The sequence below is a fragment of the Ciceribacter ferrooxidans genome, assembly GCF_004137355.1.
GTDB lineage: Bacteria > Pseudomonadota > Alphaproteobacteria > Rhizobiales > Rhizobiaceae > Allorhizobium > Allorhizobium ferrooxidans.
Map to the genome: position 1 here is coordinate 219755 of NZ_SDVB01000191.1, position 13105 is coordinate 232859.

At 62.0% G+C, this 13105-nt stretch carries 12 protein-coding genes and 1 pseudogene; 6 read left to right on the plus strand and 7 right to left on the minus strand.

Annotated elements, in window-relative coordinates:
* Nucleotides 1–7: 7 nt before the first annotated feature.
* From EUU22_RS09050 to EUU22_RS09065, 4 genes are all read left to right on the plus strand, one after another.
* Complete coding sequence (locus EUU22_RS09050; RefSeq protein ID WP_165351123.1) at nucleotides 8–829, plus strand: ATP-binding cassette domain-containing protein; 822 nt, start codon at nucleotides 8–10, stop codon at nucleotides 827–829.
* The gene (locus EUU22_RS09055; protein WP_165351124.1) at nucleotides 826–2088 is read left to right on the plus strand and encodes a sugar ABC transporter permease; all 1263 of its coding nucleotides are present in this window, start codon (nucleotides 826–828) and stop codon (nucleotides 2086–2088) included. The genes EUU22_RS09050 and EUU22_RS09055 overlap by 4 nt, the downstream gene beginning before the upstream one ends.
* Before the next feature lie 22 nt (nucleotides 2089–2110).
* Nucleotides 2111–2839 (plus strand): SDR family oxidoreductase, encoded by a 729-nt coding sequence (locus EUU22_RS09060; RefSeq protein WP_129331698.1) that lies wholly within the window; start codon nucleotides 2111–2113, stop codon nucleotides 2837–2839.
* A gap of 69 nt (nucleotides 2840–2908) precedes the next feature.
* Nucleotides 2909–4528, plus strand: a complete 1620-nt coding sequence (locus tag EUU22_RS09065) for an FGGY-family carbohydrate kinase (protein ID WP_129331699.1) — start codon at nucleotides 2909–2911, stop codon at nucleotides 4526–4528.
* 8 nt (nucleotides 4529–4536) lie between these two features.
* Here EUU22_RS09065 and EUU22_RS25825 read toward each other — a convergent pair.
* Nucleotides 4537–4871, minus strand: a pseudogene (locus EUU22_RS25825) (VOC family protein); the annotation flags it as partial.
* Between the two features lie 288 nt (nucleotides 4872–5159).
* Between EUU22_RS25825 and EUU22_RS09075 the strand changes: the two are divergent.
* On the plus strand, nucleotides 5160–5987 hold the full coding sequence (locus tag EUU22_RS09075) for a type IV toxin-antitoxin system AbiEi family antitoxin domain-containing protein (protein WP_129331700.1): 828 nt from the start codon (nucleotides 5160–5162) through the stop codon (nucleotides 5985–5987).
* Entirely contained in the window at nucleotides 5984–6838 is an 855-nt protein-coding gene (locus EUU22_RS09080; RefSeq protein ID WP_129331701.1) for a nucleotidyl transferase AbiEii/AbiGii toxin family protein, read from the plus strand. Before EUU22_RS09075 ends, EUU22_RS09080 begins: the two co-directional genes overlap by 4 nt.
* 618 nt (nucleotides 6839–7456) lie before the next feature.
* Here EUU22_RS09080 and EUU22_RS09090 read toward each other — a convergent pair.
* From EUU22_RS09090 to EUU22_RS09115, 6 genes are all read right to left on the minus strand, one after another.
* Nucleotides 7457–7894: a VOC family protein gene (locus tag EUU22_RS09090; RefSeq protein WP_129331702.1), complete on the minus strand. Its 438-nt coding sequence runs from the start codon at nucleotides 7892–7894 to the stop codon at nucleotides 7457–7459.
* 88 nt (nucleotides 7895–7982) lie between these two features.
* Nucleotides 7983–9050: an ABC transporter ATP-binding protein gene (locus tag EUU22_RS09095; protein ID WP_129331703.1), complete on the minus strand. Its 1068-nt coding sequence runs from the start codon at nucleotides 9048–9050 to the stop codon at nucleotides 7983–7985.
* Nucleotides 9047–9874 (minus strand): carbohydrate ABC transporter permease, encoded by an 828-nt coding sequence (locus tag EUU22_RS09100; protein WP_129331704.1) that lies wholly within the window; start codon nucleotides 9872–9874, stop codon nucleotides 9047–9049. The genes EUU22_RS09095 and EUU22_RS09100 overlap by 4 nt, the downstream gene beginning before the upstream one ends.
* Entirely contained in the window at nucleotides 9871–10773 is a 903-nt protein-coding gene (locus EUU22_RS09105) for a carbohydrate ABC transporter permease (protein ID WP_129331705.1), read from the minus strand. Before EUU22_RS09105 ends, EUU22_RS09100 begins: the two co-directional genes overlap by 4 nt.
* A gap of 135 nt (nucleotides 10774–10908) precedes the next feature.
* Nucleotides 10909–12141, minus strand: a complete 1233-nt coding sequence (locus EUU22_RS09110; protein ID WP_129331706.1) for an ABC transporter substrate-binding protein — start codon at nucleotides 12139–12141, stop codon at nucleotides 10909–10911.
* A 60-nt stretch (nucleotides 12142–12201) separates the two neighbouring features.
* Nucleotides 12202–13104, minus strand: coding sequence for a sugar phosphate isomerase/epimerase family protein (locus tag EUU22_RS09115; RefSeq protein WP_129331707.1), 903 nt, complete (start codon nucleotides 13102–13104; stop codon nucleotides 12202–12204).
* Nucleotide 13105: the final 1 nt, after the last annotated feature.

Below are 13105 nucleotides of genomic sequence, written 5' to 3' on the forward strand. Positions count from 1 at the left end.
TGTTGTCATGGTGCGAAACGATAGCGGCGTGCCCGAAAAGGGTATGACCATCCTGAAACTGAGCAACGTCTCGAAGAACTTCGGTGCGGTCTCCGCCCTGACCGACATCGAACTCGAGGTCAAGGCCGGCGAGGTCGTCGCGCTCGTCGGCGACAATGGCGCGGGCAAGTCCACGCTGATCAAGATTCTTGCCGGTGTTCATCAGCCGAGTGCGGGACGGATCGAATTTTGCGGCAAGGAAGTTGCCCTCGACAGTCCGAGCCGTGCTCTCGAACTCGGAATTGCGACCGTATTCCAGGATCTTGCCCTGTGCGAAAACCTGGATGTCGTCGCCAACCTCTTCCTCGGTCACGAGATGTCGCCGTGGAACCTCGACGAGGTTTCGATGGAGGTGCGCGCCTGGACCTTGCTCAGGGAACTCGCGGCGCGGATCCCTTCCGTGCGTGAGCCGATCGCTTCTCTCTCGGGTGGTCAGCGCCAGACGGTAGCCATTGCCCGTTCTCTGCTGCTCGACCCCAAGATCATCATGCTCGATGAGCCGACAGCTGCACTCGGTGTCGCCCAGACAGCCGAGGTGCTGAACCTTATCGAGCGGGTGCGCGAGCGCGGTCTCGGGGTCATCATCATCAGCCACAACATGGAGGATGTTCGCGCGGTGGCAGATCGCATCGTCGTTCTCCGGCTCGGGCGCAACAACGGTGTCTTCAGCCCGGATGCCTCCAACCATGAACTCGTGGCGGCCATCACCGGCGCCACGGAGAACGCAGTCTCGCGCCGGATCGATCGCAAGTCCGGCGAGCGCGCCGACCTCGGTGGAAACCCAGCATGAGTAACGACATGTCCAATCAAAGCCGCACGTCCTCAAAGGCACTCGATCGCAGCGACGAGCGCGTGACGCATGCCGAGGGAATCTCCGGCATGATCCGCGCCTTCGTCGGGCGAGTGCGTTCCGGCGACCTCGGAATGCTGCCCGTTGCGGTCGGGCTCGTCGTCATCTCGACCATCTTCAGCATCCTCAATCCGATCTTCCTGGCGCCGAACAACCTCGTCAACCTGCTCTTCGACTGCGCAACCGTCGGGATCATTTCGCTTGGCATCGTCTGCGTCCTGCTGCTTGGGGAAATTGATCTTTCCGTCGGATCGATGAGCGGACTGGCATCGGCCATCATCGGCGTGCTCTGGGTGAACACGGGCGTGCCGCTGCTGCTTGCGATCGGTCTTGCACTCGCGACCGGGGCCGCCGTCGGCGCGCTCTATGCGCTTCTCTATACCCGTCTCGGGATGCCGAGTTTCGTTGCCACGCTTGCTGGCCTGCTCGCGCTGCTCGGGATGCAGCTCTATATTCTCGGACCGACCGGCAGCATCAACCTGCCCTACGCCTCGCCGCTCGTCCGCTTCGGCCAGATCTTGGTGATGCCGGCATGGCTTTCGCATCTGCTGGCGCTGGCGCCCGGAGCGGTCATCATCGTCGCAGGGCTTGCCGTCCGCCGCCGCCGGCAGACCGTCAATCTTTCCTCCCGGCCCGTGAGCACACTCGTCTTCAAGGCTGCAGTTCTGACGCTCGCAGTCGAAGGCGCGATCTACTACCTCAACGTCGGTCGCGGCGTGCCGTGGATGTTCGGCCTCTTTGTCTTGCTGGTCGTCGTCCTGAACTACGCACTCACCAAGACGAAATGGGGCCGCTCGATCTTCGCCGTCGGCGGCAACCGGGAAGCCGCGCGCCGCTCCGGCATCAACGTGCGGCGGATCTATCTCAGTGCCTTCATGCTGTGCTCGACGCTCGCCACGCTCGGCGGCATTCTCTCGGCGTCGAGACTCGCGTCGTCGAGCCAGCAGGCCGGAACGGGCGACGTCAACCTGAACGCGATTGCCGCGGCGGTCATCGGGGGAACGAGCCTGTTTGGCGGTCGCGGCAGCGCCTATTCGGCGCTCCTCGGCATCATCGTCATCCAGGCGATTTCGAACGGCTTGACGCTTCTGAACCTCAGCTCGTCATTGCGTTACATGATCACCGGCGCCGTGCTCGCGATTGCCGTCATCGTCGACTCGCTTGCCCGCCGCTCGCGCGTCAGCCATGGCCGCGCCTGAACAAGAAGACTGGAGAACAACCATGACCGAACTCATGAAGGGCAAGATTGCCGCGATCACCGGGGCGGCATCGGGCATCGGGCTCGCATGCGCACGCACGCTTATTGCAGAAGGTGCGACTGTGGTGCTGATCGACCGCGCCAGAGAGAAGCTCGACGCGCTTTGCGCCGAACTCGGCGAAAGAGCGCGGCCACTGGTGGTCGACCTCCTGAACGGCGCGGAAGTCTCCGGCATGCTGCCGCGGATCCTCGATGTCGCCGGCGGTCTCGATATCTTCCACGCGAATGCAGGGGCCTATATCGGCGGGCCGGTCGCAGAAGGCGATCCGGACGCCTGGGACCGAATGCTGAACCTCAATATCAATGCGGCCTTCCGCTCGGTTCATGCGGTACTGCCGCACATGATTGCGCAGAAATCGGGAGATATCCTGTTCACCAGCTCGATCGCCGGGGTCGTGCCGGTGGTCTGGGAGCCGATCTATACGGCCTCCAAGTTCGCGGTACAGGCCTTCGTGCATTCGACCCGCCGCCAGGTCGCACAGCATGGCGTGCGCATCGGCGCCGTCCTGCCCGGTCCCGTGGTGACGGCACTTCTCGACGACTGGCCGAAAGCCAAGATGGAGGAGGCGCTCGCCAATGGCAGCCTGATGCAGCCGAAGGAGGTGGCCGACGCCGTCCTCTTCATGCTGACGCGCCCGCGCAACGTGACGATCCGCGATCTGGTAATTCTACCCAACAGCGTTGACCTGTGACCTGCAGCAGCGTCAGAGCCCTGTGATTAGTCGATGTTTCGAGCCATGACGATGACCGAGGAGGAAACCATGTCTGCGACAGGAGAGGCGCGCCACGTCATCGGCATCGATGTGGGCACCGGCAGTGCGCGCGCCGGGCTCTTCGATCTTTCCGGCAACATGCTCGCCGTCGCCAGACGCGACATTTCGCTCTTCCGCGAGGCGGGCGCGATCGTCGAGCAGTCGAGTACCGAGATCTGGAACGTCGTCTGTGCCATCGTCCGCGAGGTGGTCGCCTCAGCCAAGGTGGATGCGGCGACCGTGGTCGGCATCGGCTTCGACGCGACCTGCTCGCTGGTCGTGCTCGGCGAAGGCGGTGTTCCGCTTACGGTTGGCCCATCCGGCGATGCGGACCGCGACATCATCGTGTGGATGGATCACCGGGCGGTTGAACAGGCCGAACGCATCAATGTGCTCGGCCACGAGGTCCTGCGCTATGTCGGCGGGCGCATCTCGCCGGAGATGGAAACGCCGAAGATCCTGTGGCTCAAGGAGAACAGGCCGGAGACCTTCGCGCAAGCCTGGCAGTTCTTCGACCTCGCCGATTTCCTCTCCTGGAAGGCGACGGGCGATCTCGCGCGCTCGACCTGTACCGTCACCTGCAAATGGACCTATCTTGCACACGAGAGGCGGTGGGATCCGGGATACTTCGAGACAATAGGACTTCGGGAACTGGCAGATGAAGGTTTCGCCCGGATTGGCACGCGGATCGTCGAGCCCGGCACGCGACTTGGTGAGGGACTGACGGGAGATGCCGCCCGAGCAATGGGACTGAAGCCGGGAACCGCGGTCGCGGCGGGCATGATCGACGCCCATGCCGGCGGCATCGGCACGGTTGGCATCGGTGGGCGTCCGACCGAAAATCTCGCCTATGTCTTCGGCACCTCCTCCTGCACGATGACGTCGACCAACGAGCCGGTCTTTGTGCCCGGCGTCTGGGGCCCCTATTATTCGGCGATGGTGCCCGGCATGTGGCTGAACGAGGGCGGGCAGAGCGCGGCCGGCGCGGCAATCGACCAGCTGCTCTCCTTCCATCCGGCCGCGGCGGAGGCCAGTCAGGAGGCCAGCGAGCGCGGGATTGCCCTTCCGGTCCTGATGGCTGAGGCGGCGGCGGGCAAGGTCACGCACCTGTCCGATGCGGTCAATCTCGCCGGGGATATCCACGTCGTCCCGGAATTTCTCGGCAATCGCGCGCCGTTTGCCGATCCGCATGCCCGCGCAGTCATCGCCGGACTCGGGATGGAACGGAATTTCGACAATCTCGTCGAGCTCTATGTGGCCGGCCTTTGCGGGATCGGTTATGGGCTCCGGCAGATCATCGAGACCCAGGCGCAGGCGGGCGCCCATGTCGGGCGCGTGGTGATCAGCGGAGGCGCGGGCCAGAGCGACCTCGTTCGCCAGCTTCTCGCCGATGCCTGCGGCAAGCCGGTCGTGGCGCCGCGCGCCGAGGAGCCCGTGCTGCTCGGCTCAGCGATTCTCGGCGCCGTTGCATCCGGCGCGTTCGGCGACATGACGGCGGCGATGCAGGCGTTGTGCGGCATCTCCGGGACCTATGAACCGGCTTCGGGCAGAGTTGCCGAGAGGCATGAAAAGCGCTTTCGGGCTTTCGAGCAGCTTCAGACCTGCGCGCGCGCAATACGAACCGGCTGAGGCGCCCGTCAGCCGAGTTCTTGCGCGAGGCCGATGAGAAGGCCTTCTGGGCCGCGGATGTAACAGAGGCGGTACGCGTCCTTGCACTGGACCACTCCACCGACGAGCTCGGCGCCGCGCGCGCGGAGGCTTTCGAGTGTTTCGTCGATATCGTCCACGGTGAACATGGCGCGGAGATAGCCGAGAGCGTTGACCGGCGCCTTGCGGTGATCCGCGACGACCGACGCCTGATGAAACGGGAAAGCTCAAGCCGGCTTTGGCCGTCGGGTGTTCGCGTCATCGCGATCTCGACACGCTGGTCACGAAGGCCGGTGACAGGTCCGGCCCATTCCCACTCGATAGTCAATAGGCTTCAGTTCGTATTGTGATTGTTGAGCTTTCCGCTCACACACTAAATCCATACCAACTACAATACCACCAAGTCGCCGGGACAGGATTTGCAAATCATATATGGCGATCGTTCCTGCCATTAACGCGCACGCATCATAAACGAGCGCCGCGAGAATACAGATCAAAAGAGTCTGAAACGCCACTGCATCATATGCGAAAGTCCGCCTTAAACGCGGATTCACAGGGATGATAAGGAATGGAATCATGTTGAAAAAACCGCGCTAAAAGCGGATATTGAGATATGATTCTAGTCGAACGATCTGCTCTATCCTCCCACATTTCCAGCCTGCTTGCTGCGGGCCAAGGGGTCTTTTCCGCAGATGACGCGCAGAAGGCGCTAGGCGTCAGCCGCGGTGCATTCCTTGATGCAGCCGAGCGGTTGCAGCGGCGTGGTCATCTAGTCCGGCCACGACGCGGCTTCTATGTAATTGTGCCGCCCCAATACGCCACGATAGGCGCGCCGCCGCCGGAGTCATATATCGACGCCCTGATGCGCCACGAAAAGCGACCCTACTATGTGGGGCTGCTGGCGGCAGCGGCGGCCCACGGCGCTTCCCATCAGGCCGTCATGGAGTTTCAGGTCATCACGAACAAGCTCCTGCCTGACATCGAGGCTGGACGGACGCGGATCGTCTTTTCCTATCGTAAGGACATGGCGGCGGTGTCGGCGGGGATCGAGGATCGCAAGACGCAGTCAGGCTATATGAAGCTATCCTCGCCGGAGTTAACGGCGCTCGATCTGATGCGCTACCCGCAATCCGGCGCGGGTCTGGACAATATTGCTACGGTGCTTTCCGAGCTTGCCGAACAGCTACAACCCAAAAAGCTCGCCGCCCTATCCGGCGTCTTCGAGAAAGCGGTGGTGCAACGTCTTGGGCATCTGCTCGGAAGGGTGGGGCATCCGCAGATTGCGGAGCCGATTTTCGTGGCGCTGTCTGTACGCGGGCCGCTGCCGTGGGTCGAACTCGATCCCAAACAGGCGGGCGATCCCGATTTGTCGCCGCCGATATCCGAACGCGATGAACGCTGGCGTGTGATCGTGCGCCGGCCGCCGGAGATCGATGAATGATACCACAAGACTACATCACGGCCTGGAGCGGTGTGGCGCCGTGGGCAAACCAACGGCAAGTCGAGCAGGATCTCATTATCAGCCGCGCGATTGTCGCCATCTTCTCCGATTCGTTCCTGCACAATGAACTTCGCTTCCGCGGCGGTACGGCGCTCAACAAGCTGCATTTTCCAAAGCCGCTGCGCTATTCGGAAGACATCGATCTTGTGCGCACCACCGCCGGTCCCATCCGCCCGCTGCTGGAGCATCTGCAGGACGTTCTTGATCCGTGGTTGGGCAAGCCACGCTTCAATCAAAGTCCGGTGGCACCCAAACTTAAATACTCCGTCGAAGCCGAGGATTCATCCAGCCCGATAAAACTCAAGATCGAAATAAACACGCGTGAACGGCAAGCTTACGATCCGCCTATCGAGCTTTCATTCGGCGTAGAGAATCCGTGGTTCACCGGTGAGGCCGCAATCCCGACCTTCTCGCGAGAAGAAATGCTCGCGACCAAGCTACGGGCTTTGCTTCAGCGCAACAAGGGCCGCGATCTATTCGACCTCGATCACTCGCTCACCGTGTTCCAGGGGGTGGACCCGGCCCGAATCGTCGAGTGTTTTCAGCTCTACCTCGAAAAGGCTGAACAAGCTATTTCGAGGGCTGAGGCGCAGCAGCGGATGTTTCAGAAACTCGCCAGTCCCACCTTCTTCACCGACATGCGCCCGCTGCTTCCTACAGATCGAGCGAGAGCACTGAACGATAGAACACTCAAAGCCGCATTTGCCAAGGTGATGAAAGAACTTATCGACCGGATACCCGGTGATGAGTGGGTGAAGGCCGGAGAGATGTGGGAGCGCTTTGGTGTCTAGCCAGTCTTGTGGGTTCGATGTTGCGAGCGCAATTCCTTCAGTCGATTCAGGTTTGACCGCATTGCCGAGGCGGACGTGACCGGCAAGAGTTACCGGGCCCCTTTTGGGTTCCTCTGTTGCGAGAGTCCGTTGCGCAGAAGGTCACGGAGCGGGAGGCGCGAACTGCCAGCCAATGACCGGCCGCATAAAGGCACGTTTCTGTTCGTCCCGTTGTTTCGTTGTCTTTGCCCAGCGCTGCCGCGTAATGGCGGGCAGCGCTGCTATGTGTGGGATCTCCGCGCCGCCCGCCATCGTTCCTGTACCATTCTACAATTTCCGTCCGACGATAGGTTTGCCGTATTTTCCATCCGCCTCGAACGCCAGCTTCTCGCCGATGCCTGCGGCAAGCCGGTCGTGGCGCCGCGAGCCGAGGAGCCCGTGCTCCTCGGTTCTGCGATCCTCGGCGCGGTCGCTTCCGGCGCCTTCATCGACATGACAGCCGCGATGCAGGCGCTGAGCGGCGTCTCCGGGACCTATGAACCGGCCACGAGCGGGGTTGCCGAGACGCATGAAAGGCGCTTCCGGGCGTTCGAGCAGCTTCAGACCTGCGCGCGCAATACGGACCGGCCGAGGCGCCGCTCAGCCGAGTTCTTGCGCGAGCCCGATGAGAAGCCCTTCCGGCCCGCGGATGTAGCAGAGCCGATAGATGTCCTTGTAGTCGACGACTTCGCCGACGAGTTCAGCGCCGCGTGTGCGGAGCCTTTCCAGCGTTTCGTCGATATCATCGACGGTGAACATGACGCGGAGATAGCCGAAAGCGTTGACCGGCGCCTTGCGGTGATCTGCGATGACCAACGGCCTGATGAAGCGGGAAAGTTCGAGCCGGCTGTGACGGTCCGGTGTCCGCATCATCGCGACTTCGACGCTCTGGTCGCCGAGCCCGGTGACGCGTCCGGCCCACTCCCCTTCGATCATCGCTCCACCTTCGAACTCGAGCCCGAGCTCGCGAAAGAACTCGACTGCGCCTTCGAGGTCTTCGACGACGATGCCCATATTATCCATTCGCTTGAGCGCCATGCTTCCAGTCTCCCAAGGTGTCGTGCCAGTCTATTGGCCGTGACCCGGTCTGCCAACCGGAAGGGTCGGGGCCGCCGTTTTGCCGCCGTCAGAGCCGCCGTTCCGTGTCGGCAGCGAAGAGGTGAATCTGCGACGACGCAAACTTGAGACCGACGACGTCGCCGGGGGAAACATGCGTCCGTCCGTTAACGACGACCACGAGCTGCGGTGACGTGGCCGTGGTGAGGTAGGTTGCCGATCCTGTGGATTCGACGATCGCGACCGGTACCTCGAGGATGCCTTCACCGCGCGGAACGATCGTCACGTGCTCGGGTCGGAGACCCAACATCACTTCCTTTCCGGGGACGATGGGAACGTCGGTTGCCACATGCTGTCGTCCGTTGAGTTCAAGAACGAGCGAGTGCCCATCGACGCCGCCGGTTGCGGGCATGAAGTTCATTGCCGGCGAGCCGATGAAACCGGCGACGAACTTGTTGACCGGCTTGTCATAGAGGTCGAGCGGGCGGCCCTGCTGTTCGATGACGCCGGCGCGCATGACGACCACATGGTCGGCCATGGTCATCGCCTCGATCTGGTCGTGGGTCACGTAGACGGAGGTCGCGCCGAGGCGATCGTGCAGCGCGCGGATTTCCTTGCGCATGTGGACGCGCAATGCCGCGTCGAGGTTCGAAAGCGACTCGTCGAAGAGGAAGGCCTTCGGATGGCGGATGATCGCCCGGCTCATCGCGACGCGCTGGCGCTGGCCGCCGGAAAGTTCGCGCGGGTACCGTCCGAGCAGGTGGGAGAGGCCGGTCGTTTGAGCGACCTCCTCGGCTGCCTTCTTCGCTTCCGCCTTCGGCGTGCCGCGGATGCGCAGGCTGTACGTGAGGTTTTGCTCGACCGTCATGTGGGGATAGAGTGCGTAGGATTGAAAGACCATCGCGACGTCGCGCTTGCGCGGCGGCACCTTGTCCATGACCTCACCCGCTATCTTCAATGTTCCGGTCGAGATGCTCTCGAGACCCGCAAGCGAGCGCAGGAGCGTGGACTTGCCGCAGCCGGAGGGGCCGACAAGCGCAGTGAAGCTGCCCTTGCGGATCGACAGGTCGATGTTCTTCAGGGCATGGTAGGCACCGTAATGTTTGTTGACACCGGAGAGTTCGATCTGGGCGGTCATTTCAGCGCTCCTGAAGTCAGGCCGGAGACGATGCGGCGTTGCATGACGACGAAGACGGCGAGGATCGGCGTCACATAGATGGTCGCGTAGGCCATGATATTGTTCCACTCGTTGGTGTTCGGACCCATGAAGCTGTTGAGGCCCACGCTGGCGGGCTGGAGCTCCACTGCCTGGATCATCGACTTCGAATAGACGAACTCGCCGAAGGCCTGCATGAAGATGAGGATGGCGCTGACCAGGATGCCGTTCTTTGCGAGCGGCAACACGATGTTGAAGAAGGCGCCGATGCGGGAATTGCCGTCGACGAGTGCTGCCTCCTCCAGTTCCTGCGGTACGCTCATGAAGGTGGCGCGCACGAGGACGATGAAGAAGGGCATGCTTTTGGCGGCGATCGCCAGAACGACGGCAAGCCGCGGGGAGGAGAGAAGCCCGATCTGCGAGAAACCGACGAAGATCGGCGTGATCATCAGCGAGGCCGGCAGCACCTGCAGCATGAGGATAAGAAAGAGGCCGACGTCGATCCAGACATTGCGGTAACGCGCGAGCACATAGGCGCAGCCGGTGCCGAGCAGCGCGATGACGGAAACCGCGCCGCAGGCAATCACCAGCGAGTTCCAGATGTAGCGGCCCATGGACCGGCTTTCCCAGACTTCGCCGTAGATCTGCCACTGCGGGTCGCGCGGCCAGAAATCCGGTGGATTGGCAAACATCGCCGAGCCGGATTTGAGCGCGGTGACATACATCCAGTAGAGCGGAAAGAGATAAATCGCGGCAAGCATGATCGCGACGCCGAGCATGATCCTTTCTCGAAGGGTGTGGCTCATCCCCGCACCTCATGGCGTGTCGAACGGACATAGACGACGGACGCGATCATCACGAAGACGATCATGATGACGGAGATCGTCGCGCCTTTGGCGAAATCATATTGGCGGAACGACATGTCCCACGCCCAGTACTGGGTGACGTTCGAAGAGTTGTTCGGCCCACCGGAGGTGATCGCTGCGAAGAGATCGAATTGCTGCAGTGTGAAAATGAGACCGAGCGCGATGATCGCGCCGATGGACGAACGCATCATCGGCAGCGTGATCGTCCAGAACCGCTGCCAGGCATTTGCCCCGTCGAGCTCGGCGGCCTCGTAGAGGTCTCCCGGAATTGACGATAAGCCGACCGAGAGCAGGATCATGTTGAAGGAGGTGCCGAGCCAGATATTGGCGAGGATCACCGCCCAGAGCGAGTAGTTCGGGTCCGAGCGCCAGAAGATGTTGCCGGAGATAATCCCGCTTTCGCGCAGAAGGAAGTTCAGGACGCCGAAGTCACCCGACAGAATCCAGTTCCAGATCGCACCGACGACGAGGCCCGGCATGACCCAGGAAACCAGGAAGAGGCCGCGCAGCCAGGAGGCACCCGGAAAGTTCGTCCAGAAGAAGAGTGCCAGCCCGAAACCGATGACGAACTGTCCGGCAATCGAGGCGGTGACGAAGACCGCCGTATTGGCGAGGATCGGCCACGTCTCGGGCTGCGCGAAGAGTTCGCGATAGTTCCGCAAGCCGACGAAAGGGCGCCAGAGCGTACCGAGGCTGAACATGTCGACTTCCTGGAAGCTCATCAGCACATTGTAGAGAAGCGGGATGCCGGAGAGTGCAAGCAGGAAGGCGAGCGGCAACGCCACGAGTGCGATGTCGAAACCGCGGCCGTCGATGGTGCTGGAAAGAAGTCTCTTCATTTCCTTCTCCGCCTCCGCCGGGGGCATCCCGCATTCGCGCGGGACGACCCTCCGGGAGGAACGCGTTGCAAAGACTGGTCTCAGAGGCTCTCCGGTTCCCGGAAACTGAACAACCCGAGCGCGGACTTAGAAAGATCAGCCGAGAACGGCTTTGATCTTCTCCGCAGCCTGGTCGAGGGCATCCTTCGACGACATCTGTCCGGTCAGTGCCGCCTGGATCGCGTCCTGGATCGCCTTGGAGATCTTCGGCCATTCCGGATGCGGACCGCGCGGCTTTGCGTATTTGAGCTGCTCGACGAACACCTTGAGCGCGGCATCCTTCTTCGGCTCGCCGGTTTCCGGGATCGCGATGTCCGAGCGTGCAGGCAACTGGCCGAAATCCTTGAACATCCGGTCATCCTGCGAGACGAAGTATTCGAGCACCTTGAAGGCTTCCTGCGGGTGCTTCGTACTGGCGAAGATCGCCCAGTTGAAGTCGCCCATGGCGGACGAACGCTCGGCGCCCTCTTGCGGGACTGGCAGCAGGGCGACACCCCAGTCGAATTTCGCCTCCGCGATCATGCGGTCGAGCTCCCAGGGGCCGGAGATCGCCATGACGGCGTTGCCGGAGTTGAAGGTGCCGGTCGAATCCCACTGGCCGCGCGTCAGCGTGTCGGGCGAAGCGAGCTTCTCGTCGACGATCGTCTTCCAGGTGTCGAGCGCCTTAACGGCGCCACCTGTATTAATGTTCTCGTAGCTCGCGCCAGCCATCTGCGCCCAGGGCAGGAACTGGAAAGTGCCTTCCTCATTGGCCTTTGCCGAGAAGGCGAGGCCGTAGACGTTTGCCGAAGGATCGGTGAGCTTGCGGGCAGCCTCGACAAGCTCGTCCCAGGTTTGCGGCGGCTTGTCGGGATCGAGACCCTTCGCCCGGAACATGTCCTTGTTGTAGTAGAGGGCAATCGTGTTGGTGGCTTTGGGAATGCCGTAGTTCTTGCCGTCCCACATGGTCGACGCAAGCGGCCCGGGGAAATAGTTCGCCACCTTCACCACATCCGACTTCGCGATCATCTCGGTCAGGTCGAGGAATGCGCCGCGAGAAGCGAAAAGGGCGTGCTCCGGATTGTCGACGGCGATGATGTCTGGCGCCTGGCCGGTCGAAAAGGCGCGCATTGCCTCACTCACCACGTCGTCGAACTGGATCTGGCGGTACTCAACCTTGATGCCGGTGTTCAGCGCGTTGAAATCCTTGATGAGGTTCGGCGCCGGCTGGATGTCGCGGTCGAGCGACCAGACGCTGATCGTGACATCTTCGGCCGAAGCGGACGGTCCCGACACCGACACGGAAGCAAGCGCGACTGCGGCGAGCATTGCATATTTGCGGATACCCATGATCTCCTCCCTTGGTTATCCAATCCGCCCCACATCCTCCATACGGGGCGGCATGCTTTCTCAAACCGGGTCGGACACGAAGTCGCCGCCCCGGCAGGTCTTCAGGTAATTGAGTGCGTGGACCTGACCGGTCATCTCGAGCGCATCGCGGTAGACCGGATCGTGCCAGCCCTCGATGTCGATCGAGCCCGACCAGCCGGCGAGACGAAGCTCGGAAACCACGTCCGTCCAGTTGGTGTCGCCGAAGCCCGGCGTGCGCATGAAGACGAATTTCTCCTTGCCGAAGATGCCGTGCTCGCGGATGACGTCCCAGCGAATCGTCGCGTCCTTGCCGTGGACGTGAAAGATCTTCGACGCCCACTTGCGGATCTGCGGGATCGGCTCGATCAGGTAGACCATCTGGTGACAGGGTTCCCATTCAAGTCCGACATGGTCGTCCGGCGTCTCGTTGAAGATGAGTTCCCAGGCATCCGGGTTGTGCGCGATGTTCCAGTCGCCGGTCTGCCAGTTGCCGTCCATGGCGCAGTTTTCGAAGGCGATCTTCACGCCCTTGTCGGCGGCGCGCCTGGCAAGTTCGCTCCAGACCTCGCGGTAACGGGGAAGGCTCTCAGGGATCGGTTTGCCGCGCAGCCGACCGGTGAAGCCGGCAACGCAGGTGGCTCCGAAATGGTGAGCATTGTCGATGCAGTCCTTCCAGCCCTGCAGCGTCTGGCGATCGATGTCGGTTTCCTCGAGCGGATTGCCGAACATGCCGAGCGTCGAAATGGTGATGTCCCGGTCGCCGATCGCCTCGCGGCAGTGCTTGCCGAGCTCGGCAAGATCCTGACCGGTGGTCGTCTGCCAGAAGAAGGGTTCGAAGCTCTCGAAACCGAAGTCGGCGATCTGGCCGATACGGCTTGCAGCGTCTCCCTTGGTCCCGCTGACCATGGTGCCGATGCGGATGGATTTGGCCGGGTTGGTCATG